25 protein-coding genes are annotated in these 25,267 nt (G+C 38.9%); 23 read left to right on the forward strand and 2 right to left on the reverse strand.

The features are described from left to right. The first annotated feature begins 85 nt into the window (after positions 1–85). From SB717_RS07565 to SB717_RS07575, 3 genes are all read left to right on the forward strand, one after another. On the forward strand, positions 86–730 hold the full coding sequence (locus SB717_RS07565; protein ID WP_410903530.1) for a helix-hairpin-helix domain-containing protein: 645 nt from the start codon (positions 86–88) through the stop codon (positions 728–730). A 96-nt stretch (positions 731–826) separates the two neighbouring features. Continuing rightward, positions 827–1,393, forward strand: coding sequence for a ComE operon protein 2 (locus SB717_RS07570; protein WP_025750557.1), 567 nt, complete (start codon positions 827–829; stop codon positions 1,391–1,393). 68 nt (positions 1,394–1,461) lie between these two features. After that, the gene (locus SB717_RS07575) at positions 1,462–3,753 is read left to right on the forward strand and encodes a DNA internalization-related competence protein ComEC/Rec2 (RefSeq protein WP_410903531.1); all 2,292 of its coding nucleotides are present in this window, start codon (positions 1,462–1,464) and stop codon (positions 3,751–3,753) included. Between the two features lie 57 nt (positions 3,754–3,810). Here SB717_RS07575 and SB717_RS07580 read toward each other — a convergent pair whose 3' ends face one another. After that, positions 3,811–3,945 (reverse strand): YqzM family protein, encoded by a 135-nt coding sequence (locus SB717_RS07580; protein ID WP_013059251.1) that lies wholly within the window; start codon positions 3,943–3,945, stop codon positions 3,811–3,813. Positions 3,946–4,272: 327 nt separating this feature from the next. On the opposite strand from SB717_RS07580, the gene holA reads away from it, so the two are divergent. After that, complete coding sequence (gene holA / locus SB717_RS07585; RefSeq protein WP_045292088.1) at positions 4,273–5,289, forward strand: DNA polymerase III subunit delta; 1,017 nt, start codon at positions 4,273–4,275, stop codon at positions 5,287–5,289. Positions 5,290–5,323: 34 nt separating this feature from the next. Here holA and rpsT read toward each other — a convergent pair whose 3' ends face one another. Then, positions 5,324–5,590: a 30S ribosomal protein S20 gene (rpsT, locus tag SB717_RS07590; protein WP_013085065.1), complete on the reverse strand. Its 267-nt coding sequence runs from the start codon at positions 5,588–5,590 to the stop codon at positions 5,324–5,326. 256 nt (positions 5,591–5,846) lie between these two features. On the opposite strand from rpsT, the gene gpr reads away from it, so the two are divergent. The 19 genes from gpr (at position 5,847) to SB717_RS07685 (ending at position 25,212) form a co-directional block, all read left to right on the forward strand. After that, complete coding sequence (gpr, locus tag SB717_RS07595) at positions 5,847–6,959, forward strand: GPR endopeptidase (RefSeq protein WP_410903532.1); 1,113 nt, start codon at positions 5,847–5,849, stop codon at positions 6,957–6,959. A gap of 84 nt (positions 6,960–7,043) precedes the next feature. Then, positions 7,044–7,379 carry a DUF3679 domain-containing protein gene (locus SB717_RS07600; RefSeq protein WP_074677557.1) on the forward strand — a complete coding sequence of 112 codons (336 nt, stop codon included), beginning with the start codon at positions 7,044–7,046 and terminating at the stop codon, positions 7,377–7,379. Between the two features lie 128 nt (positions 7,380–7,507). Next, positions 7,508–9,331, forward strand: a complete 1,824-nt coding sequence (gene lepA / locus SB717_RS07605) for a translation elongation factor 4 (protein ID WP_074677555.1) — start codon at positions 7,508–7,510, stop codon at positions 9,329–9,331. Positions 9,332–9,506: 175 nt separating this feature from the next. Next, on the forward strand, positions 9,507–10,646 hold the full coding sequence (gene hemW, locus SB717_RS07610; protein ID WP_074677553.1) for a radical SAM family heme chaperone HemW: 1,140 nt from the start codon (positions 9,507–9,509) through the stop codon (positions 10,644–10,646). Between the two features lie 91 nt (positions 10,647–10,737). Then, complete coding sequence (gene hrcA, locus SB717_RS07615; RefSeq protein ID WP_013059244.1) at positions 10,738–11,766, forward strand: heat-inducible transcriptional repressor HrcA; 1,029 nt, start codon at positions 10,738–10,740, stop codon at positions 11,764–11,766. Positions 11,767–11,871: 105 nt separating this feature from the next. Continuing rightward, entirely contained in the window at positions 11,872–12,432 is a 561-nt protein-coding gene (gene grpE, locus SB717_RS07620; RefSeq protein ID WP_028411655.1) for a nucleotide exchange factor GrpE, read from the forward strand. A gap of 30 nt (positions 12,433–12,462) precedes the next feature. After that, complete coding sequence (gene dnaK / locus SB717_RS07625; RefSeq protein ID WP_013059242.1) at positions 12,463–14,280, forward strand: molecular chaperone DnaK; 1,818 nt, start codon at positions 12,463–12,465, stop codon at positions 14,278–14,280. Positions 14,281–14,515: 235 nt separating this feature from the next. Next, entirely contained in the window at positions 14,516–15,646 is a 1,131-nt protein-coding gene (dnaJ, locus tag SB717_RS07630) for a molecular chaperone DnaJ (RefSeq protein ID WP_013059241.1), read from the forward strand. Positions 15,647–15,763: 117 nt separating this feature from the next. Beyond that, entirely contained in the window at positions 15,764–16,705 is a 942-nt protein-coding gene (prmA, locus tag SB717_RS07635; protein ID WP_074677983.1) for a 50S ribosomal protein L11 methyltransferase, read from the forward strand. A 19-nt stretch (positions 16,706–16,724) separates the two neighbouring features. Further along, positions 16,725–17,477, forward strand: coding sequence for a 16S rRNA (uracil(1498)-N(3))-methyltransferase (locus SB717_RS07640; RefSeq protein WP_410903533.1), 753 nt, complete (start codon positions 16,725–16,727; stop codon positions 17,475–17,477). Between the two features lie 5 nt (positions 17,478–17,482). Beyond that, a complete protein-coding gene (mtaB, locus tag SB717_RS07645; protein ID WP_410903534.1) occupies positions 17,483–18,841 on the forward strand; it encodes a tRNA (N(6)-L-threonylcarbamoyladenosine(37)-C(2))-methylthiotransferase MtaB in 1,359 nt (452 codons plus the stop codon). A 226-nt stretch (positions 18,842–19,067) separates the two neighbouring features. Continuing rightward, complete coding sequence (gene rpsU / locus SB717_RS07650) at positions 19,068–19,241, forward strand: 30S ribosomal protein S21 (RefSeq protein ID WP_013059237.1); 174 nt, start codon at positions 19,068–19,070, stop codon at positions 19,239–19,241. A gap of 15 nt (positions 19,242–19,256) precedes the next feature. Beyond that, positions 19,257–19,700 carry a GatB/YqeY domain-containing protein gene (locus SB717_RS07655; RefSeq protein WP_013059236.1) on the forward strand — a complete coding sequence of 148 codons (444 nt, stop codon included), beginning with the start codon at positions 19,257–19,259 and terminating at the stop codon, positions 19,698–19,700. A 178-nt stretch (positions 19,701–19,878) separates the two neighbouring features. Beyond that, positions 19,879–21,210: an NfeD family protein gene (locus SB717_RS07660; protein WP_410903535.1), complete on the forward strand. Its 1,332-nt coding sequence runs from the start codon at positions 19,879–19,881 to the stop codon at positions 21,208–21,210. Then, positions 21,210–22,193, forward strand: a complete 984-nt coding sequence (gene floA / locus SB717_RS07665; protein WP_028411651.1) for a flotillin-like protein FloA — start codon at positions 21,210–21,212, stop codon at positions 22,191–22,193. Before SB717_RS07660 ends, floA begins: the two co-directional genes overlap by 1 nt. Positions 22,194–22,224: 31 nt before the next feature. Then, positions 22,225–22,686 (forward strand): hypothetical protein, encoded by a 462-nt coding sequence (locus SB717_RS07670; RefSeq protein WP_410903536.1) that lies wholly within the window; start codon positions 22,225–22,227, stop codon positions 22,684–22,686. Between the two features lie 59 nt (positions 22,687–22,745). Further along, a complete protein-coding gene (gene yqfC / locus SB717_RS07675) occupies positions 22,746–23,030 on the forward strand; it encodes a sporulation protein YqfC (RefSeq protein ID WP_013059232.1) in 285 nt (94 codons plus the stop codon). 16 nt (positions 23,031–23,046) lie between these two features. Continuing rightward, positions 23,047–24,234: a sporulation protein YqfD gene (gene yqfD, locus SB717_RS07680; RefSeq protein WP_028411649.1), complete on the forward strand. Its 1,188-nt coding sequence runs from the start codon at positions 23,047–23,049 to the stop codon at positions 24,232–24,234. A 3-nt stretch (positions 24,235–24,237) separates the two neighbouring features. After that, a complete protein-coding gene (locus tag SB717_RS07685; RefSeq protein ID WP_014458188.1) occupies positions 24,238–25,212 on the forward strand; it encodes a PhoH family protein in 975 nt (324 codons plus the stop codon). Positions 25,213–25,267: the final 55 nt, after the last annotated feature.

The raw sequence follows: 25,267 nt of genomic DNA on the forward strand, positions 1-25,267 counted from the left end.
ATTCATTCCCTCCTTCAAAAGCCTTTTCTTCTAAACACTATGAAGACGTAATGGAATTTATGACGTTACCTCAAAATTCAAAGGAGTGTACAATTTGACTTTTTCAAAAAAACAATGGCTAATTGGATGTATTTGCTTAGCAGTTGGGTTGGCTTTTTATATCTATCGCACAGGCGGAGAGAAACCGGAAAGTTCTCTTCAAACCTCAGATATAATAAAGGCAGAATCTTCTGCTACAAAAAAAGAAGGAGAGTCGTCTGATCAAGTAATTTCAAGCCAAGATTCCCCGTTTGTGATGGTGGATATTAAAGGAGCTGTTCAGAAGCCTGGTGTATACCAGCTTCCGAAAGATGCGAGGGTAAAAGATGCTCTAGCACAAGCCGGAGGTGCTACGAAAGAAGCGGACTTAAGACAGCTCAATTTAGCTAGCAAGCTACAAGATGAAATGGCTGTTTATATTCCAGCTGCTGGAGAAGAAATCCCCCCTTCATCTCCAGTTTCTTCAATCTTTTCCTCAGGAACTTCAAATGATCAGCCCCTTGTTAATATCAATACAGCGAACACTGATGAACTGCAAACGTTAAATGGCATTGGACCTTCAAAAGCGAGTGCCATCGTTTCATATCGAGAGGAAAATGGCTTGTTTCAAACAGTAGAGGATTTGGGGCAAGTGTCAGGTATTGGCGACAAGTCGCTAGAAAAAATCAAAGCTCAAATTACGGTACAGTAGAGACTTATTGACGAAAAAGGAAAAAAAACGCTACACTATGAAAGAGAAAAGTATAATTATAATTATTCAGTTTTAAATAAAAAGGTAGGGAATGAGATGAACCGGATTTCATGGGATCAATATTTTATGGCACAAAGCCATTTGCTAGCTTTAAGAAGCACTTGTGAACGTCTGGCTGTTGGAGCTACAGTGGTGCGTGATAAACGTATTATAGCTGGAGGATACAACGGCTCGATCAGCGGAGGCGTGCATTGTGCTGACGAAGGCTGTTATGTGATTGATGGACACTGTGTAAGAACTGTCCATGCAGAAGTGAATGCACTCTTGCAGTGTGCTAAGTTTGGTGTGAAAACAGAAGATGCGGAAGTATACGTCACGCATTTTCCTTGTTTAAACTGCTGTAAAGCCCTTATTCAAGCGGGAATTAAAACAGTATATTACGCTAATGATTACAAAAATCATCCGTATGCTGTTGAGTTATTTCAACAGGCGGGAGTGAAAACAGCAAAAGTTGAACTTGATGAAGCAATCATTGACTTAAAAAGTAAAGAGAAGCTTCAATTTGTGACGGATGTTCTCGCTCGTTTAGAAAAAAGCGGAGCTGACGAAGCAGAAGTGATGAATTTACAACGTGAAGCTCTCGCTTTGTTTACGGCAAATTAAAGGTAAAAGAGGTTTTTTACTTGGTAACAGTAAGAAGCCTCTTTCTTTTAAGAAGAAAGGAGCTAAAAGTGAAAGGATATTATATTTACTGTGCTTTTAGCATGATGCTAGCTTTATATGTATATGATAATCATTCCGCTGTAAGCCTGTTTTTGCTAATTGTGCTTTTCGTTTTTCAATGGCTACAATGTCCGAGGAAAGTGATTATTACTTCTGCACTGTTGAGCGTTTTGTGCGTCTACCTATTAGCTGAGACAAATAAGCATAACAAAACGGTTCTTTTAGCTGAAACTTCTACTTTTACAGGCGAAATTTCATCTGTTCCGCATAGTGACGGCGATAAGCTTACTTTTAAGTTTACGGTTCAAAATGAAGAGGTCATGGCTTTTTATAAACTAAAAACGCTGGAAGAGAAACAGAAGCTCGAAAAGCTAACGATTCATCAAGTTTGTCAACTAGCGGGGCAATTAACTTCTCCTTCACCTGCTCGCAATCTTCATGCATTTAATTATCAGCAATATTTGTACCATCAGTCTATTCATTGGCAGCTTAACGTCAAGAGACTTGATTTGGTAAAATGCCAGCTCCCCACTTTAACTCCACTTACGTACCTTACCTTTATTCGTCAAAAAGGAATTAATTATATTCAACAAAATATGTCGGATCCAGGCGCTGGGTTTATGCAGGCACTAATTTACGGCGAGCGCACTGGCATCGAAGAAGAAAGTATCAAGCGCTATCAGCAATTTGGTTTAATACACTTGCTTGCCATATCAGGTCTTCATGTTGGACTGCTGACAGCGATGTGTTTTTATTTGCTCATTCGGATTGGGATAACGCGCGAGCGAGCCATTACGCTTTTACTTTTGCTTCTTCCTGTATACATGATTTTGGCCGGTGGCAGCGCTTCAGTTGTCCGAGCTGTTTTTATGAGTATGCTGATGCTTATATCAATAAAAATACAAAGAAAAATTCTTTTGGTTGATAGCATCAGCCTTGCTTTTATGAGCATGCTGCTTTTTAAGCAGTACTATTTATTCGATGTAGGATTTCAGCTTTCTTTTGCCGTTAGTTTCGCATTGATTTTATCGAGTCAGACAATTTTACCTCGTTTTCATTCTTCTTTCAGTCAGCTTATGGCTGTTTCAGCGATTGCACAAGTCAGTTCACTTCCTTTATTGTTGTACTATTTTTATGGAGTATCTCTCCTCAGTTTGCCATTAAATATGGTTTTTGTACCGTTGTTTTCTCTTGTTGTATTACCTCTTTGCTTGCTCATTCTTTTTGTTCGTATCATCTTGCCGGGAGTGAGTGAATTGCTGGAGCAAATTCTTCATGTTCTTTTACTTGTTTGTGAAAAATTGCTTGGCTTTTTTGAGTGGATTCCCGCTGATTTTGTAACGGGAAAACCCCATATTTTGCTGTTTTTGGGCATGTACTTATGCATTTATGCTTTATTTGTGGCGGTCGAAGAAGGAGAGTTTTTCGTTCGCTATATGTTTCTTCTCGCGGTATTATTAGCCGCACAATGCATGTATCCTTATTTGAATCCAAAAGGAACGGTCACAATGGTCGATGTAGGACAAGGAGATTGCTTTATCATTGAGCTTCCTTATCGAAAAGGTGTGTATATGATCGATACCGGAGGAACCGTTTCATTTCCAAAAGAACCATGGCAAAAACGTCGTTCTTCTTTTGACGTGGGAGAAGACGTACTTGTTCCCTTTTTGCATTCAAAAGGAATGACCAAGGTAGATAAAATGATTATCACACACGGCGATTATGATCACGCAGGAGCGGCACAGCATTTATTTTCACAAGTGGCTGTCGGAGAGCTGGTGCTTGGGGAAAAAGCTGAATTAAATGACGTAGAGACTGGCTTGGTGATCGCTGCTCAAAAACAAAGTGTGCCTGTTCAAATTGTTCAACAAGGAGATAGCTGGCAAGAAGGAGGTGTATTATTTCAGGTTATTTCTCCAACAGGTTTCGAAGAAACGAGCAACAACGGCTCAATTGTAATAGACGCTAAGTTAGGAAATTTAAGATGGCTATTCACCGGAGATTTAGAAAAAGAAGGAGAACAAAGAATATTAAAAGACTTTCCCAACCTTAAAGCAGATGTATTAAAAGTTGGGCATCATGGCAGTAAAACCTCAACTTCAGAAGAGTTTGTTCAACATTTAAATCCTAAAGTAGCCCTTGTTTCAGCGGGGCAAAAAAATCGTTATGGTCATCCTCATCAAGAAATATTAGAGCTTCTGAAAAGCTACGGAGTGTATATTTATCGAACGGATGAAGATGGTGGGGTAATGTATGAATTTACAAAAAAGTCAGGAACGTTTTCGCAGCAACTTCCATAGTCTATAGTAAGAAAAACGAACTGAAAAAGACTGCTAAGAAGCAGCCTTGAAGCAATTTTACGAACCCAAGTAGTGAATCACAGTTGCAATAACAAATAAGGCAGTGAAAAAGCCAAATGAAACACCAAATCCTACGGCAGAATCGACAGCGTCGTTGCGTTTACTTTGGACACTTTCTTCAAATTGGTTCATTAACACCCCTCCTGTTTACAGTATAATCTAACTTTTTTTAAAAATCTAGACAATTTAAAAGCGTTTTCACAAACTGACAACAGTTAACAACTATACTTTATGAGCATGAGGAGAAAATAGAGATAAGGGTTTAATCATTAACAAATAAGTAACCTAGGGCTTATATTGTTGATGTTTATCATAAACTGAGGAATTGTCGTTTTAAGACAATTCCTTTTGTATTGTTGCCAAAAACTCATAACACCTTTACGATAGAAATTGTATTTTGTTTATCAATAACTATACATAATCAATATAGATGAATAAAAAAAGAGGAGCGTATATACGTTGGCAGTTGATAGCTTAAAAAGTATTACCAAAAATAATATAGCCCCCGTTTATTTAATACACGGGGTTAATGCATTTATGAGTAAAAAGATTAGAGATAAAATCGTCGACTATACGTTGAATGAAGAAGATAAAGAATTTAACTTGTCACTATACGATTTAGAAGAGACATCGATTGATCAAGTTCTAGAAGATGCTGAAACGCTTCCTTTTTTAGGAGACAAGCGTGTAGTGGTCGCGAAAAATGCAGCATTTTTAACGGCTGAAAAATCAAAAGATAAAGTCGAGCATGACCTGGCAAAACTTCAGCAATATGTCGAACAGCCCCCGTCTTTTTCAACGTTAATTCTTCTAGCCCCTTATGAAAAGCTGGATGAAAGAAAAAAAATAACAAAATTATTAAAAAAACAAGCAGCCTACATCGAAGCGAACGAATTTGGTGAAAAAGAAATGAAGCAGTGGATTCATAATTTACTTTCAAAAGATGGAGTGAATATGGATGAAGAAGCTGTAACGCTGCTTATTCAGCTTGTGGGTCTTAATGTAACGCTTGTGACAAATGAAATTGAAAAAATGGTGTTATACGTTGGACAAGGCGGAGTCATTACAAAAGAAGTTGTGCTTAAGCTTGTGGCGAAAACACTTGAACAAAATGTATTTACGCTTATTGACGCTGTTATTCAGCGAAAGGTTTCTACTGCTTTAAATATGTATCAGGATTTACTGCGTAATAACGAAGAGCCTATCAAAATTTTATCCTTGTTAGCGACGCAGTTTCGGTTGATTTATCATACGAAGCAGCTGTCTAGCCAAGGATACGGTCAGCAGCAAATTGCTCAAACGATTAAGGTTCATCCGTTCCGTGTGAAAATTGCTTTGCAGCAGAGCAGAAGTTTTGAGGAACAGCAGCTTAAAGGAATTTTAAAGGATTTAGCAGAGGCAGATTATGAAATGAAGACGGGAAAAATGGATAAAGCGCTTATTTTACAGCTGTTTTTATTAAAAAGAGCGCAATAAAAAAACGATCCTAATGGGATCGTTTTTGTCTCAATTATGCAGATAAACCGTTAAGTTTTACTGCTAAGCGAGATTTTTGACGAGCTGCAGCATTTTTGTGGATAAGACCAGATTGTGCGGCTTTGTCTAATTTTTTAGAAGCAACAGCAAATGCTGCTTTTGCGTTATCTACATCGTTGTTTTCAACTAAAGCTTCAAAGTTTTTGATTGCAGTACGCATAGCTGATTTAGCTTGAATGTTATGAGCACGGCGAGCTTCAGTAGTTTTTACACGTTTGATAGCTGATTTAATGTTTGGCATCCGTTTCACCTCCCGAAATGATAACAATCGAGATTATATAGAACTCGACATTCTTCACAATAAGAACAAAAGATATTTTATCAAACACAAGGACAGAATGCAATAGCCTTGACAAGGAATTTTATATGACAGACCTCTCTTTAAAAGCTTGTAGCTGATATTGCGCCCTTCCTTCTACTTTTCATTTCTTAAATGCATGAATCTGCCAGTCCTCGGTGACAATAATTTCAACAAAGATTGTCTAGGAGGTTAAGAAATGGAAAAAGAACTTGATTTAAGTCAATATAGCGTGCGCACGGATTTAGCTGTGGAAGCAAAAGACATAGCGTTAGAAAATCAGCCTAAACCGAATAACCAGTCAGAAATCAAAGGCGTAATTGTAAAAGAAAAAGAAGAACAAGGTGTCAAAATTTCAATGGTAGAAATTACGGAAGAGGGCGCAGAAGCAATCGGTAAGAAAAAAGGCCGGTATGTAACCCTTGAATCGGTAGGCATTCGCGAGCAGGATACTGAAAAGCAAGAGGCCATGGAAGAAGTATTTGCTAAAGAGCTGAATTTTTTTATTAAAAGCCTCAACATTCCAGATGATGCTAGCTGTCTTGTAGTGGGTCTTGGAAACTTAAGTGTTACACCAGACGCGCTTGGACCAAAGGCAGTAGATAATTTGTTGATTACAAGACATTTGTTTGAGTTACAGCCTGAAAGCGTGCAAGATGGCTTTAGACCCGTTAGCGCCATTGTTCCGGGAGTAATGGGAATGACGGGTATTGAGACAAGTGATATTATCTTTGGCGTTGTAAAGAAAGTGAATCCAGACTTTATTATTGCAATCGATGCGCTGGCCGCTCGTTCGATTGAACGGGTAAATGCTACCATTCAAATCTCAGATTCAGGTATTCATCCGGGGTCTGGGGTTGGAAACAAGCGCAAAGAAATCAGTTATGAAACACTTGGCATTCCAGTTATTGCAATAGGTATTCCAACGGTGGTGGATGCTGTGTCCATTACAAGCGATACAATTGACTTTATCTTAAAACATTTCGGCCGAGAAATGAAAGAGCAGGGAAAGCCGTCTAAGTCGCTGCTTCCGTCTGGTATGACGTTTGGAGAAAAAAAGAAGCTCACGGAGGCTGATTTACCTAATGAAGAGCAGCGTCAAACGTATCTCGGTATGATTGGCACCCTTCCCGATGAAGAAAAAAGACGTCTTATTCATGAAGTGCTTGCACCTTTAGGCCATAATTTGATGGTTACGCCAAAAGAAGTGGATATGTTTATTGAAGATATGGCGAATGTAGTTGCAGGAGGACTTAACGCTGCTTTGCATCATGAAGTAGATCAAGAGAACTTTGGGGCATATACTCATTAATACGCTTTTAGTTGAATGAGTTCTTCAGAATATAGTCATAATGGTTAGTACTACAGAAGAGAAAGAAGTAAGGGGCCTAATAATATGATTAAATTTACTTTAAAATCAGTAGTGCTAACCATTTTTTTACTGTGCGTCGTATTTTTAGGAATGCAGACGGCTCAGCAAGGGTTAATTAAAATGAAGGGATATAATGATCCTTCGATTGAACATGTTATTAATGTGTCTAAAACGTCAGATGGTCAGGTGGAAGCTGCTGTTTTAGGTTCAAAAAAAGTTGTGAACATTGATGAAAAACAGCAGTTTTTAGAAAAACGAAAGGCTTTTAACTTTTTCTCCTCGCTAGGTCAAAGTCTAGCGGAAGGCGTGAAAAGTACAATAGGAAAAGCTTTTAAGGCTATCCACCATCTTTTTAATTAAAAGCAGAATCTCTTTCTGCTTTTTTGTATGGAAAAATCCCCAATGGAATGCTTATTGAATGTTGACGAATGTGTTGTTATAATTTAATTTAGTGTATTTTGCCGATTTTCAGTAGGAGTGAAAAAAATATGGATAGAGAAGCAAGATTGAAACGACAATCGAAAATTAGAAACTTTTCGATTATTGCTCATATAGACCACGGTAAGTCAACATTAGCAGACCGTATTTTAGAAAAAACAAATGCGTTAACACAGCGAGAAATGAAAGCTCAGCTTTTAGATTCAATGGATTTAGAACGTGAACGTGGAATTACCATTAAATTAAATGCTGTGCAGCTTCAATACAAAGCAAAAGATGGAGAAGAGTATACTTTTCATCTAATTGACACACCGGGACACGTCGATTTTACATATGAAGTGTCGCGAAGTTTAGCCGCGTGTGAAGGTGCTATTCTAGTAGTAGATGCAGCTCAAGGTATTGAAGCTCAAACACTAGCAAACGTATATTTAGCGCTTGATAACAACCTTGAAATTTTACCTGTCATTAATAAGATTGACCTGCCGAGCGCAGAGCCAGAGCGAGTGCGCCAAGAGGTTGAAGACGTAATTGGATTAGATGCGTCGGAAGCTGTATTAGCTTCAGCTAAAGCAGGAATTGGAATCGAAGAAATTTTAGAACAAATTGTTGAAAAAGTTCCTGCTCCTGAAGGGGATCCAGATGCACCGCTTCAAGCACTAATCTTTGATTCATTTTATGATGCATACCGAGGTGTAGTCGCATCTATTCGTATCGTACAGGGACGAGTAAAAGTAGGCGACAAAATTAAAATGATGGCAACAGGAAAAGAGTTTGAGGTAACGGAGCTAGGTGTGTTAACGCCAAAAGCCGTTGCTAAAGATGAACTTTCTGTTGGCGACGTAGGGTTTTTAACAGCAGCTATTAAAAACGTTGGAGATACGCGAGTAGGGGACACGATTACTGTTGCTAAAAACGGAGCAAGTGAACCTCTTCCTGGTTATCGTCGTCTGAATCCAATGGTATACTGCGGACTGTACCCGATTGATACAGCGAAGTATAACGATCTCCGTGAAGCACTAGAAAAGTTAGAGCTAAATGACTCTGCACTTCAGTTTGAACCAGAGACGTCTCAGGCCTTAGGATTTGGTTTCCGATGTGGATTCTTAGGACTGCTTCACATGGAAATTATCCAAGAGCGTATTGAACGCGAATTTAAAATTGATTTAATTACAACAGCTCCAAGCGTTATTTATGACGTGTATTTAACAGACGAGACTCATCTGTCTGTAGATAACCCGTCTAATATGCCGGACCCACAAAAGATTGAACGCGTGGAAGAACCGTATGTGAAGGCAACGATGATGGTACCAAACGATTATGTAGGTGCTGTGATGGAGCTTTGCCAGAAGAAGCGAGGCAACTTTATTGATATGCAGTACTTGGATGCTAATCGCGTTAGTATTGTATACGAAATTCCGCTGGCTGAAATTGTATATGATTTCTTTGATCAATTAAAATCAAATACAAAAGGCTATGCGTCGTTTGACTACGAGCTTATCGGATATCAGCCTTCGAAGCTTGTGAAGATGGATATTCTCTTAAACGGTGAAACGGTCGATGCGCTGTCCTTTATCGTTCACAGAGATTCAGCTTACGATCGTGGTAAAGTCATTGTAGAAAAGCTTAAAGAGCTTATTCCACGTCAACAGTTCGAAGTGCCGATTCAAGCGGCAATCGGTCAAAAAATTGTGGCGCGTTCAACAATTAAAGCCATTCGCAAAAACGTTTTAGCGAAATGTTACGGAGGAGATATCTCTCGTAAACGTAAACTTCTTGAAAAACAAAAAGAAGGTAAAAAACGTATGAAGCAGGTCGGTTCTGTTGAAGTACCGCAGGAAGCATTCATGGCTGTGCTTCGCATGGACGAAGATTAATAGCTGAAATTCTATTATTTAACATGTCAAATTAGTTTTGAAAATGAAGCTAATCTGATACGATAGTAAAGAGTTTTGAGCGCTGTAAATAAGTGTGAACGAACATAGATAAAAATACCGCAGAGAGACTCTGCGGTATTTTTATCATTTATAAATGTGATTGAGGTGAAAGTCCATGGTGAAGGCAGCATATCTGCATATCCCGTTTTGTCATCATATTTGTCACTATTGTGACTTTAATAAAGTGTTTTTCAAAAATCAGCCCGTTATGCCGTATTTGGAAAGCATGCGAGAAGAAATGAAGCAAACAGTCGAACGTTATCCAACGACCAATTTAAACACGATATTCGTTGGGGGTGGAACGCCCACAGCCTTAGATGAACAGCAGCTGGAGTATTTTTTAGAATCCATTCGTATGTATCTTCCTTATGATGAGAAAGGTGAGTTTACATTTGAAGCGAATCCGAATGAATTGACAAAAGAAAAGCTTCAGCTTCTCCATGACTATGGCGTGAATCGTTTAAGTATTGGTGTGCAAACGTTTAATGAAAGGTTATTGGAGAAAATTGGACGTGTACATTCAAATAGACAGGTATTTGATTGTGTTGAGCAAGCAAGAAAGATTGGAATGTCGAATATAAGCTTAGACTTAATTTATAGCTTGCCAGAACAAACGGTAGCTGATTTTTCTTCTACGCTTCAAACCGCTTTTTCATTAGAGGTAGAGCATATGTCTGCCTATTCGTTAATTATTGAACCTAAAACGGTATTTTATAATTTAATGAATAAAGGAAAGCTGCCGCTGCCTGCTCAAGAAGAAGAAGCAGCTATGTATGAGCTGCTTATGAAAGAAATGGACAAACAAGGTTTTCATCAATATGAAATCAGTAATTTCGCAAAGTCAGGCTACGAGAGTATTCATAATCTAACATATTGGAACAACGACGATTATTACGGAATTGGCGCAGGCGCACATAGCTATATTGACGGAATAAGACGAGCAAATATTGGACCATTAAAAAAGTACATTGATTCAGTCGAGCAAAAAGGAAATGCATATCTTAATGAAGTGAGCGTGACCGAGGCTGAAAAAATGGAAGAAGAAATGTTTTTGGGCCTTCGTAAAACGAAAGGAGTCTCAAAAGAGGAGTTTAAGAAAAAATTCAATCGAGAATTAAAAGATGTATTTGGAGAACCTATTCAAGAATACAAAGAGAAAGGACTTTTGGGTGAAGACAATAGCTCCGTCTTTTTAACACACAATGGTCGATTTTTGGGGAATGAAGTTTTTCAAGCCTTTATTGGGATAATCTAATACCAAATCGTTGACATCGCTATAGTGATTTGGTAATTTATTATTAGATTTAGCACTCAGAGTTTTAGAGTGCTAACAGAGGTGATGAAGCGTGCTTACTGATCGACAGTTATTAATTTTACAAGTCATTATTGATGATTTCATTCGATCTGCGCAGCCGGTAGGCTCTCGAACATTATCTAAGAAAGAAGAGTTTAATTTTAGTTCGGCTACGATTCGTAATGAGATGTCAGACCTAGAAGAACTTGGATTTATTGAAAAAACTCATACTTCTTCAGGGCGCGTTCCGTCTGAGAAAGGTTATCGTTATTATGTTGATCACCTGGTGTCCCCGCAGCACTTGAAGGCAAGCGATGTTTCTACGGTACGTTCGGTATTTGCTGAACGCATTGTAGAACTGGAGCAGCTCGTTCAAAAGTCAGCTCAAATTTTATCTGATTTAACGAGCTTAACGTCCATTGTGCTAGGGCCAAAAGCGGTCAGTCATAAGTTAAAACAACTGCAGATTTTACCTTTAACGGCTCAGTCAGCTGTTGCCATTATTGTGACCGATACAGGACACGTTGAAAGTCGGACGATTACGCTGCCGAGCAGCATTCAACCTTCCGATATTGAAAAGATGGTTAACATTTTAAACGAAAAGCTCATCGGCGTTCGTATTACGGATTTACATGATAAAATGTACAAAGAAGTAGCGACGCTCTTAAAAAGCCACATTCAAGGGTATGAGCAGACGATGGATATACTCAATGATGCATTAAAGCTCAACATGAATGGCAAATTAGTAGTTGGCGGCAAAACGAATATGTTTGCTCAGCCGGAATTTCATGATCTTAATAAAATTCGCGGTCTGTTCAACATTATTGAACATGAACAGCAGTTTTATAAGCTGCTAAGCCCAAATGAGGCTGGCATACATGTGAAAATTGGTCATGAAAATAAGTTGAATGAAATGGTAGGGTGCAGCTTAATTACAGCTAGTTATTCTTTTGGTCACGAACAGCTTGGCACAATTGCTATACTGGGACCGACCCGCATGGAATATGCGCGTGTGATTAGTTTGCTTACACTGCTATCATCAGATATGTCTCAAGTGTTAACAAACTTGTATAAAGAATAAAGGAATCGGGTGGAATATATTACTTCCATCCTTTCCCTGTGATAAAATAAAAATCGTTGTTTAAAATGTGAAAATGTGTGTAAACATTTAAGGGAGGTGAATGAATTGTCAAACGAAAAGCAAGTAGAAGAACAAAACGAAGAAGTGGTTGAAGAAGTTCAAACAGAAGCTGCTGAAGCAACTGAAGCTGAAGCGTCTGAGGAAGTAAACCCTCTTCAACAAGAAAATGATCAATTAAAGCAACAGCTTGAAGAAGAAGAGAATCGCTACTTACGTCTACAAGCTGATTTCGATAATTTCCGTCGTCGTTCACGTCTCGATGCAGAAGCTGCTCAAAAATACCGTGCTCAATCATTGGTTGCGGATATTTTACCAGCACTTGATAACTTTGAACGTGCATTACAAGTTAACACAGCGGACGAACAAACCAAATCTGTGCTACAAGGTGTAGAAATGGTATACCGTCAATTGGTAGAGGCACTTCAAAAAGAAGGTGTTGAAGCAATTGAGTCAGTTGGGAAAACATTTGATCCATACGAGCATCAGGCAGTGATGCAAGTAGAAGACGATGAATACGAACCGAACACGGTAGTAGAAGAGCTTCAAAAAGGTTACAAATTAAAAGATAAAATCATCCGCCCTGCGATGGTTAAAGTTAATCAATAACACTACATATTATGAAGGAGGTCATTGTCAATGAGTAAGATCATTGGTATCGATTTAGGTACAACTAACTCTTGTGTCGCTGTATTAGAAGGCGGCGAACCAAAAGTAATTCCAAATCCAGAAGGAAACCGTACAACGCCATCAGTTGTGGCATTCAAAAACGGTGAGCGTCAAGTTGGGGAAGTAGCGAAACGTCAAGCTATTACAAACCCTAACACAATTATTTCAGTTAAACGTCATATGGGTACAGACCATAAGGTGGAAGCTGAAGGCAAGCAATACACGCCTCAAGAAATGTCAGCTATCATTCTTCAACATTTAAAAGGTTATGCTGAAGAGTATTTAGGTGAGCCTGTAACAAAAGCTGTTATCACAGTTCCTGCTTACTTTAATGATGCTGAGCGTCAAGCAACAAAAGATGCTGGTAAAATTGCTGGTTTAGAAGTAGAGCGTATTATTAACGAGCCTACTGCAGCAGCACTTGCATACGGATTAGAAAAAACAGATGAAGATCAAACAGTTTTAGTTTATGACCTTGGTGGCGGTACGTTTGACGTATCTATTCTAGAACTTGGCGACGGCGTATTTGAAGTTCGCGCAACTGCAGGTGACAACCGCCTTGGTGGTGACGACTTTGACCAAGTAATCATCGACTATTTAGTAGCTGAATTCAAAAAAGAAAACGGCGTTGATTTAAGTAAAGATAAAATGGCGCTTCAACGTTTAAAAGATGCGGCTGAAAAAGCGAAAAAAGATTTATCAGGCGTAACATCTACACAAATTTCTTTACCATTTATCACTGCTGGAGAAGCTGGTCCTCTTCACTTAGAGGTATCTTTATCACGTGCTAAATTTGACGAGTTATCAGCAGGTCTTGTAGAGCGTACAATGGCTCCTGTGCGTCAAGCTTTAAAAGATGCAGGTCTTTCTGCAAGCGAACTTGATAAAGTAATCTTAGTTGGTGGGTCAACTCGTATCCCAGCGGTACAAGATGCAATCAAAAAAGAAACTGGTCAAGATCCTCATAAAGGTGTAAACCCTGATGAAGTAGTTGCACTTGGTGCAGCAATTCAAGGTGGCGTGTTAACTGGTGATGTAAAAGACGTTGTATTACTAGACGTAACGCCTTTATCACTAGGTATCGAAACAATGGGTGGCGTATTTACAAAGCTAATTGAGCGTAATACGACAATTCCAACAAGTAAATCACAAGTATTCTCAACGGCTGCAGATAGCCAAACGGCTGTAGATATTCACGTTCTTCAAGGTGAGCGCCCAATGTCTGCAGATAACAAAACGCTAGGACGTTTCCAATTAACAGACATTCCTCCTGCACCACGCGGAGTACCTCAAATCGAAGTATCATTCGATATTGATAAGAACGGTATCGTAAACGTTCGTGCAAAAGATTTAGGTACAAACAAAGAGCAGGCTATTACAATTAAATCTTCAACTGGTTTATCAGATGACGAAATCGACCGCATGGTAAAAGAAGCGGAAGAAAACGCAGATGCTGATAAGCAACGTAAAGAAGAAGTGGAACTACGCAACGAAGCAGATCAATTAGTGTTTACAACTGAAAAAACATTAAAAGATCTTGAAGGAAAAGTAGAAGAAGCTGAAGTAACAAAAGCTAACGAAGCAAAAGATGCTTTAAAAGCTGCGATTGAAAAGAATGACCTTGAAGAAATCAAAGCGAAAAAAGATGAACTTCAAGAAATCGTTCAAGCGTTAACTGTAAAATTGTATGAGCAAGCTCAACAAGCTCAGCAAGCAGGTGAACAAGGCGCTCAAAATGATGATGTTGTAGATGCAGAGTTTGAAGAAGTAAACGACGACAAAAAATAATGCATCTTGACGACTAACGTGAATGACGCCATGGTGCGATTCACATCTTTTTAAAAAGTCAAAGTCAAGCTTATTTCTTGGCTTTGACTTTTTTAACGTGGAAAAGCGAAAGGGAAAGTTTTTCTCTTGGCTCTTTGCGTGCATGGGAGCAATAGAAAGTAACTTTTATGTTGCTATGGAATTATTAATAATGATACAATTACGTTTATGTGAAACGATTCGGGAGTGAGTATTGATGAGTAAGCGAGATTACTATGAAGTACTCGGTATCAGTAAGAGCGCTACAAAAGATGAAATAAAAAAAGCATACCGCAAGCTTTCTAAACAATATCATCCAGATATTAACAAAGCGGAAGATGCTGCTGACAAATTTAAAGAAGTAAAAGAAGCATATGAAGTATTGAGTGATGACCAAAAAAAAGCACAATACGATCAATTTGGTCATACTGATCCAAACCAAGGCTTTGGCGGCTTTGGTGGAGGCGGCTCAGACTTTGGCGGCTTCGGCTTTGAAGATATTTTCAGCTCGATCTTTGGTGGTGGTGGTCGCAGACGTGACCCTAATGCTCCGAGACAAGGTGCCGATTTACAATATACGATGACACTTTCTTTTGAAGAAGCTGTTTTCGGAAAAGAAACAACAATTGAAATTCCACGTGAAGAAACGTGTGAAACATGTCACGGTTCAGGTGCAAAACCTGGAACAAAAGTTGATACATGTTCGCACTGTAATGGTTCAGGTCAGTTAAACGTTGAACAAAACACGCCGTTTGGCCGCGTAGTAAATCGACGTGCGTGTCATCATTGTAATGGTACGGGAAAAATCATTAAAGACAAATGTGCAACGTGCCACGGTGACGGTAAAGTAACAAAACGACGTAAAATTAATGTTAAAATTCCAGCTGGTGTAGATGATGGTCAACAGCTGCGCGTTAGTGCTCAAGGAGAACCAGGGGTAAACGGTGGTCCTCCGGGAGATTTATACGTAGTGTTCCACGTGCGCACTCATGAATTCTTTGAACGTGATGGAGACGATATCTACTGCGAAATGCCTTTAACGTTTGCTCAGGCAGCGCTAGGTGATGAAGTAGAAGTACCAACTCTACACGGCAAGGTGAAGCTGAAGATTCCTGCTGGTACACAAACGGGGACGAAATTCCGTTTAAAAGGAAAAGGTGTGGCAAACGTACGAGGGTATGGTCAAGGAGATCAGCATATTCACGTTCGCGTTGTAACGCCAACAAAAATATCAGAAAAACAAAAACAATTATTGCGTGAGTTCGCTGAACTGAGCGGTCAAGAAGCCGTTGATGAGCAGCATGATTCCTTTTTTGCAAAAGTAAAACGAGCAATTAAAGGAGAATAATTGTCTTTCATAGTAAACAGAGACAGGTTGGTAAAGGTACTTTGCCAACCTGTCATCTGTCATGTTCATATTTAAAATCCTATATTACTGAAGGCAGAAAGGATGAAGTTGGTAGCAATGAAATGGTCTGAAATTTGTATTCATACAGCGCAAGAAGCAATTGAACCCATCTCTCATATTTTACATGAATCAGGAGCTAGCGGGGTAGTTATTGAAGATCCTGCTGATTTAGTAAAGGACAGAGATACAACTTTTGGTGAAATCTATGATTTAAACGTAGAAGACTACCCAGAGGAAGGTGTAGTGATTAAAGCATACCTTCCAGTTAACAGCTTTTTAGCAGAAACTGTGGATGGTATCAAAAAAGAAATTAATGGACTGCTTGTTTACGACTTTGATTTAGGAGCTAACAAAGTTACGATCAGTGAAGTGAACGAGGAAGAGTGGGCCACTGCTTGGAAAAAATATTACCACCCCGTGAAAATTTCAGAGCGTTTTACGATTGTACCAACTTGGGAAAACTATGAAAAAGTAAGCACAGATGAATTGATTATCGAGCTTGATCCCGGAATGGCTTTTGGTACAGGTACGCATCCAACGACGGTTATGTCTCTTCAAGCATTGGAAAGAACAGTGAAAGCAGGAGATACCGTTATCGACGTGGGTACAGGTTCAGGAGTGCTAAGTATTGGCGCAGCTCTGTTAGGAGCAAGTAATGTACAAGCTCTAGATCTTGATGAAGTAGCCGTACGTTCTGCCCGCGAAAATATTGAACTGAATCAGGTTGGAAATATCGTGACAGTAGGTCAAAACAACTTATTGCAAGGTATAGAAGGACCGGTTGACATTGTTGTGGCGAATATTCTAGCTGAGGTAATCGTTCGTTTTGTAGACGATGCTGCAAAGGTATTGAAGCCAGGAGGCATGTTCATTACATCAGGTATTATTAGTGCGAAAAAAGAAGATGTCAAAAAAGCGTTAACGGCAGCGGGCTTTGTTATTCAAGAAGTAACGCTTATGGAAGACTGGGTAGCAATTATTGCGCAAAAACAAGCTTAACAAGTGAGAAGGTGTCAAGATGCAACGTTATTTTCTGCCAAATGATCAATTTCAAGAGCGAAGTGTCACAGTGACACAAGATGATGCCCATCATATCTCACGCGTCATGAGAATGAATGAAGGATCACAGTTTATTGCCTGTAATGAACAGGGGCAAGCTGCTTTGTGTGAAATTGAAAATATTTCCGCTAACGAAGTGAAAGCATCTATTATAGAATGGATAAGCGAAGAAAAAGAGCTTCCAGTCCATGTTACGATTGTGAACGGTCTGCCTAAAGGGGATAAGCTCGAGCTTATTATCCAAAAAGGGACAGAACTTGGGGCGTATAGGTTTATCCCTTTTATTGCGGCTCGTTCAGTTGTTAAATGGGATGATAAAAAGAGTCAAAAAAAATTAGATCGCTGGAACAAGATTGCTAAAGAGGCTGCAGAACAATCTCATCGTACGATTGTACCCGCAGTAGAAGCCCCAATTTCTTTTAAGAAACTAGTAGAAATTAGCGGTGACTATACTCATAAAGTTGTAGCCTATGAAGAAAGAGCAAAGCAAGGAGAAACCTCTCATCTGCATGCTGTTCTTTCAGCTTTAAAGCCCGGCAATTCCGTGCTTGTGGTTGTAGGACCTGAAGGTGGTTTGACCGAGCAGGAAGTAGAAGTATTAGAAGAAAATGAATTTACAATAAGCGGATTTGGTCCGCGAATTTTACGAGCAGAAACAGCTCCTTTATATGCGCTGTCTGCTATATCTTATCAAACTGAGTTAATGAGGTGACGATTATGTCAACAGTTGCTTTTCACACGCTAGGGTGTAAAGTAAATCACTATGAAACAGAAGCAATTTGGCAATTGTTCAAAAGCCAAGGTTATGAGCGTGTTGAATATGAACAAACTGCCGATGTATATGTAATTAATACATGTACGGTAACAAATACAGGAGATAAAAAGAGCCGTCAAGTTATTCGCAGAGCTGTGCGAAAAAATCCAGATGCGGTTATTTGTGTAACTGGGTGTTATGCTCAAACTTCGCCAGCTGAAATTATGGCCATTCCTGGTGTTGATATCGTAGTAGGTACACAAGATCGTGTTAAGATGCTTGATTATATTGAACAATTTAAAAAAGAGCGTCAGCCGATTAACGGTGTAGGAAACATTATGAAAACACGCGTGTATGAAGAGCTAGATGTACCGGCATTTACAGACCGTACGCGTGCTTCGTTAAAAATTCAAGAAGGCTGTAACAACTTCTGTACATTCTGTATTATTCCATGGGCACGCGGTTTAATGCGATCTCGTGATCCTAAAGAAGTAGTAGCACAAGCACAGCAGCTAGTGGATGCAGGCTATAAAGAAATCGTGTTAACAGGTATTCACACTGGCGGATACGGAGAAGACATGAAAGATTACAATCTTGCCCAGCTTCTTCGTGATTTAGAGTCTCAAGTAAAAGGATTAAAACGCATTCGTATTTCGTCAATTGAAGCAAGCCAAATTACGGATGAAGTAATAGAGGTACTAGATCAGTCAGAAATGGTTGTACGTCATTTGCATATCCCTCTTCAATCAGGTTCAAATACGGTATTGAAGCGTATGCGTCGTAAATATACAATGGAGTTCTTTGGTGAGCGCTTAAACCGTCTGAAAGAAGCTCTTCCTGGATTAGCGATTACATCAGATGTGATTGTCGGGTTCCCAGGTGAGACAGAAGAAGAGTTTATGGAGACGTATAACTTTATTAAAGAGCACGGTTTTTCAGAGCTTCACGTATTCCCGTATTCTAAACGTACAGGTACGCCAGCAGCTCGTATGACCGACCAAATTGATGAGGAAGTAAAAAATCAACGTGTGCATCGTTTAATCGAACTTTCAAACCAATTGGCAAAAGAATATGCTTCAACATTTGAAGGAGAAGTACTGGAAGTAATTCCGGAAGAAAAATATAAAGAAGATCCTGAAAGTGGTTTATATGTAGGATATACTGATAACTACTTAAAGGTTGTGTTTAAAGCGTCTGAAGAAATGGTTGGAAAGCTTGTAAAAGTGAAAATTTCAAAAGCTGGATATCCTTATAATGAAGGTGAGTTTGTTCGCGTGCTAGATGAGGTTCATCTTCAAGATCAGGTGAAAATGAGCTCATAACACTTATGGGAAAGCTGCGTGTTTACGCAGCTTTTTTCATACGCGTAAAAAAGCTGAACGAGTAATGTTTTATCAAGAAAGTTCATAAAATAAAGGGGGAATAACTGCATTACTTTATGTAAAGCGGTTGACCTTAAGGAATCATTATATTATAATTGCAAAAGACATGTCTAACATGTCATTTCATTATGATGTTAGTGGTTTTGTTCGGAGGGAGGGAATTAGAATGTCAAGAACAGTTGTTCGTAAAAACGAATCGCTTGAAGATGCTCTTCGTCGCTTCAAACGTTCAGTTTCAAAAACTGGTACGTTACAAGAAGCAAGAAAGCGCGAATTCTATGAAAAGCCTAGCGTAAAGCGTAAGAAGAAATCTGAAGCTGCTAGAAAACGCAAGTTCTAATAAGAGGGTGGATTTATGAGTCTTCTCGAGCGTTTAAATAGTGATATGAAACAAGCGATGAAAAACAAAGAGAAAGAGAAGCTTGGGGTCATTCGTATGGTCAAAGCATCTCTTCAAAACGAAGCCATTAAGTTAGGCACTGACCTAACTGAAGCAGACGAGTTGACGGTTATTTCTCGCGAATTCAAACAACGTAAAGACTCCCTCCATGAATTTGAGAAAGCAGGTCGTCAAGATCTTGTTGATAAAATTCATTCTGAATTAGCGGTTTTAGAAGTTTACGCTCCTAAACAGCTAACCGAAGAAGAGTTATCTGAAATTATTAAAACGACGATTGAAGAAACGCAGTCTTCCTCTAAAGCTGATATGGGGAAAGTTATGGGAGCGCTTATGCCGAAAGTAAAAGGCAAAGCGGATGGCTCTCTTGTTAATAAGCTTGTCCTTCAACACTTATCATAAAAAACACCTTACCTTGTGTAAGGTGTTTTTTATATGGATAATAATCGAACGTATGTTTTGTTTTTCTGGTGCAAAGAATAAAATAGATAAATTTCAAAAAAATTGAAACTATTGTTAAAGTTATTCGTATATACAGGTACATACTCATACTATCTATGGAAGGAGGGAAGAGTATTCGGTGAAAACCTTATTTTCTTTCGTGTGCTTTCTTATTTTAGCCACTGGGTTATTCCCCACTATTAGCACCGCTGACGTGAAGCGTGTACACGTTATTCCTGTCAATAAAACGGTAGAAAATGGACTGCTTTCTTTTCTAAACAGATCCATTAAAGATGCGGAAAATGACGGTGCAGATTTGATTATATTGGACATAGATACTCCTGGAGGAGCTGTAGATGCAGCTTCTGAAATAGCTAAAAGCTTAACCTCAACACCTATTCCTACCGCTGCTTTTGTCGATAAAAAAGCATTATCAGCCGGAGCGTATATTGCACTTAACGCCGATCAAATTTATATGACACCCGGTTCTACAATGGGATCGGCAGCAGTGATTGACCAACAGGGAAATGCCGCAGGAAAAAAAGCTCAGTCCTACTGGTTATCAGCTATGAAGAGCGCAGCAGAACAAAATAACCGAAACCCTAAATATGCAGAAGCGATGGCAAATACAAAGATGGTAATACCTGAGCTCAACTTAAAAGGAAACGAATTGCTGACGCTCACTCCGAAGCAAGCCGAGCAAGTTGGTTATTCAGAAGGGACTGTAAAAAATTTAGACGATCTCCTAAGCGTACTTGGCTATGAAGATGCTAAACTGACGTATGCGAAAATGAGTGTAAGTGAACAAATTGCTCGTTTTCTTACCCATCCGCTTGTTGTTCCCATTTTATTATCCATTGGTGCTTTAGGAATTGTGATTGAATTGTTTACGCCTTCATTTGGTATTGCGGGCTCTATTGGAATAGCTTCACTTCTTTTATTTTTCTATGGTCATATGGTAGCAGGATTAGCAGGAATGGAAGCGCTTGTTTTATTTATAGCAGGAATTATATTGCTTCTGTTAGAGATTGTAGTACCAGGAGGAGTTTTAGGGCTGCTAGGGCTTGGAGCTATCGTTTTAAGTTTCTTTATGTCAACAGATGATAATGTCGAAATGGGAATTTCTCTTGTAATTGCAATAGTGGTGGCACTGGGAGGTGCGTTTGTGATGATGAAATTTTTTAAAAGAAAGCTTACACCTTTCAAAAAAATGGTGCTTAATGATTCACTTAATACCGAATCTGGTTATGTATCAAATCAAAATCGGTATGAATTAATAGGAAAACAAGGTAAAACAACAACACCGCTGCGTCCTTCAGGCACCGTGCTCATCGATGAAGAGTATGTGGATGTAGTCACTGAAGGCGGATATTTAGACAAAGATGTGTTAGTGAATATTATAAAAGTAGAGGGATCAAGGGTTGTGGTGCGGAAGCTCACAGAACCTTTGAAAAAGGAGGACCTTAATTAATGGAAGCAGGTAGCGTATTGTTTTTTGTAGTTATTGGCCTAGCAATTATTGCTTTAGCTGTTTTTTTCACTTTTGTACCGATTATGCTATGGATCTCGGCATTAGCAGCAGGCGTTCGTATTAGTATTTTTACACTGGTCGGAATGAGACTTCGTCGAGTGATACCATCTCGCGTTGTGAACCCGTTAATTAAAGCAAGTAAAGCCGGTTTAGGTATTACCATTAACCAGTTAGAAAGCCACTATTTAGCAGGCGGTAACGTTGACCGCGTGGTAAATGCGTTGATTGCAGCGCACCGAGCAAATATTGAGTTAACATTTGAGCGCGGAGCAGCTATCGACTTAGCGGGTCGTGATGTGCTAGAAGCTGTACAAATGAGCGTTAACCCAAAAGTTATTGAAACACCTTTTATTGCAGGGGTGGCTATGGATGGGATCGAAGTCAAAGCAAAAGCCCGAATTACAGTTCGTGCAAACATTGATCGACTAGTAGGGGGAGCTGGAGAAGAAACGATTATTGCCCGTGTTGGCGAGGGGATTGTTTCTACAATCGGTTCACAAAAAGATCACAAAAAAGTATTGGAAAATCCTGATATGATCTCTCAAACGGTTTTAGGAAAAGGGTTAGATTCCGGAACAGCGTTTGAAATCTTATCCATTGATATTGCTGATATCGACATTGGTAAAAATATTGGGGCAGTTCTTCAAACAGATCAAGCAGAAGCAGATAAGAATATTGCCCAAGCAAAAGCCGAAGAACGTCGTGCTATGGCCGTTGCTCAAGAACAAGAAATGCGTGCAAAAGTAGAAGAAATGCGTGCAAAAGTAGTAGAAGCAGAAGCAGAAGTACCATTAGCGATGGCAGAAGCACTGCGCTCTGGCAATATTGGTGTCATGGATTATATGAATATTCAAAACTTGACTGCTGATACGGATATGCGTGATTCAATTGGAAAAATGTCTAAAGAAGACGATGAGAAATAATGAATCAGTTTAACAAGGAGGTTTTCTCCTAATGAATATCGTTGAAACGCTTATTAAACTAATTATTAATAATGCTTTCATTTTTGTCATCATTGGAGGGATTATTTTTAACGTTGTGCAGCGTTTTATGGCTCAGTCAAAAGAGGAAGAAGAGCAGCGTTCTAAAAGAGCTCCTATGCCTCCTGTAAACAATCCTTCAAGGCGGGAAAGACCTAGATATCGCCCTGTCAAAGAAGAGCCAAAAACAGCTCGTATGGAGCCAGAAATCGCTCCTTCAGCAGAAACAAATCCTTTGCAAGAAAAACTGGAAGAGTTAAAAAACCGTTCGTATCATGAACCGTCTATTCAAAAGAAAATCGCAGTTGAAAAACCAAAAATAACGGATGAGAAAAACGTTTTTAAGTCCATTTCTCGTAAAGAAGCTGTTCAAGGAGTGATATGGTCCGAAATTCTAGGGCCGCCAAAATCGAAACAACGTAAATATAAACGATAAATAGATGTGATACATTAACCCCCTTTCTCATAAACATGAGATGAAAGGGGGTTCTTTTTATGAGCAAAAAGTGGAGACACCAAATGAAAAGATGGATGACAAAAACAATGGAACTACCCGCTGATGTATTAATGGATCTTCCCCGTATTACGTTAGTTGGACAAATACACATTTATATTGAAAATCATAAAGGTTTATTAGCCTTTTCTGATACTGAAATACGCGTGTTACTAAAACAGGGACAAATGTTAATTCGAGGTGAAGGACTGGTCATTAAAGTAATACTGCCAGAAGAACTGGTTTTAGAAGGTAAAATCAATCAAGTTCTTTATTTAGAACAATAACACAAGGAGGAAAAAAATGAAGAATGGATGGACAAACTTTGTTATTGGTACCGTACGTATTCGAATTGTTGGAAAAGGAATTGAACGTTTCTTAAATAATTGTGTGAGACAACAGATTATGATTTCGAATGTCCATAAAGTTGACGGTCAGCTAGCGACAGCAACGATATTATTGAAAGATGTAAAGAAAATTCGTATACTAATTCGCAACGCAGACTGTAAAATTTATTTTATAAGAGGCAGAGGTTTTCCTTTTTTAACAAAGAGAGTGATCAAAAATAGTGGGTTTGCTTTAGGTTTTCTTTCTTTTTTTATTATTCTTGGTTTGCTTTCCAACATGGTGTGGAAAGTGGAAATTAGCGGTGCAGAACCACAAACAGAACATCAAATGACTAAGCAGCTAGCCAAAATAGGTGTAAAAAGAGGAGAGTTTCAATTTTTGTTAGAGAGTCCTGAAAAAATTCAGCGCTATTTAACGGATAATATGAACAATATTACCTGGGTGGGAGTAGAAGTGCGCGGCACTTCTTATCACTTCCAAGTGGTGGAAAAAAATGAGCCCAAGCCTCAGCAAAAAACACCTTACCAACATTTAATTGCTAAAAAGAAAGCCATTATTACGAATTTGTTTGTCGAAAAAGGACAACCTTTAGTCAAGGTTAATGATTTTGTCAATGAAGGCGAGGTCTTAGTTTCCGGTATTATTGGAAACGAGAAAAATAAAAAAGTAGTAGCTGCTAAAGGGAAAGTCTACGGTGAAACATGGTATAAGTCTGAGGTGGAAGTGCCTTTAAAAACTGATTTTCAGGTATTAACAGGTAATGGATATACGAAGCACTATTTAGATTTTCAAGCTTTTAAAATGCCTCTTTGGGCTTTTAACAAAGAAAAATACGGCTCAAAGGTGACAGAAAAAGTGGAGCATCCACTCTATTTTTTTAAATGGAAATTACCTCTGTCGTATGAGAAAGTTGCTGTACGAGAAGAACAGAACTCGCAGCGCGTCTATTCTAAACAAGAGGCGGTGGAAAAAGCTTTGGAAATCGGTCGAAAAAAATTACTATCAACTTTAGGTGAGGATGCTAAAATAAAAGGTGAAAAAGTTTTGCACCAAGAACAGGACAATGGTAAAGTTAGATTATCAATACATTACCAAGTTATAGAAAATATTGCGAACACTCAACCAATTATTCAAGGAGATTGATGAATGTCAGAACAGCTAGTAACAATTAACGTACAACTTGATGATTCAAACGAAGCCATTTCATTATTTGGCGTACAAGATGCGAATTTAAAGCGAATTGAAGAAGAAATGCAGGTCTCGATCATTTCAAGAGGTGAGACTGTTGTAGTCTCGGGAAGTACAGAAAATGTTCAGCTAGTGGAAGAAATGCTTAAAAAGTTACTGAACATTATCCGAAAAAATATTTCCATATCTGAACGAGATGTTGTGTATGCGATTCAATTAGCTAAGAAAAATTCTCTCGAGTTTTTTGAAGATGTATATGAAGAAGAGATTGGTAAAAATGTAAAAGGTAAGACTATTCGTGTTAAGACATTAGGACAAAGTCAATACATTTCTTCTATTAAGAAAAATGATTTGGTATTTGGAATTGGGCCTGCTGGTACCGGTAAAACGTATTTAGCCGTTGTCATGGCGGTTAATGCTCTTAAAAATGGTCACGTACAGCGTATTATTTTAACACGTCCTGCTGTTGAAGCAGGTGAAAGTCTAGGCTTCTTGCCAGGAGATTTGAAAGAAAAAGTAGATCCGTACTTGCGGCCTCTGTACGATGCATTACATGATGTATTAGGAACAGAACATACGCAACGCCTAATCGAACGCGGAGTTATTGAAATAGCACCCCTTGCTTATATGCGAGGTCGTACACTAGATGATGCGTTTGTTATCTTAGACGAAGCGCAAAACACCACGATGGCGCAAATGAAGATGTTTTTAACACGACTAGGATTTGGGTCTAAAATGGTGATTACAGGAGATATTTCACAAATTGATTTGCCAAAAGGAGCTCAGTCTGGTCTAGCGGCTGTCTCGAAAATCCTGACCAATGTTAAAGGTATTTCGTTTGTTCATCTAGAACAGTCAGATGTTGTGCGCCATCCACTTGTGGGACGTATCATTCAAGCGTACGAACAAGCTGACCAAAAGACCCTTTCTTAATAGGGTCTATTTTTTGTAAAAGGGGGTACGTTTGTGTCAACGTTTCGGATAATCA

This window comes from Priestia sp. SIMBA_032, from assembly GCF_046535215.1.
Classification (GTDB): domain Bacteria; phylum Bacillota; class Bacilli; order Bacillales; family Bacillaceae_H; genus Priestia; species Priestia aryabhattai.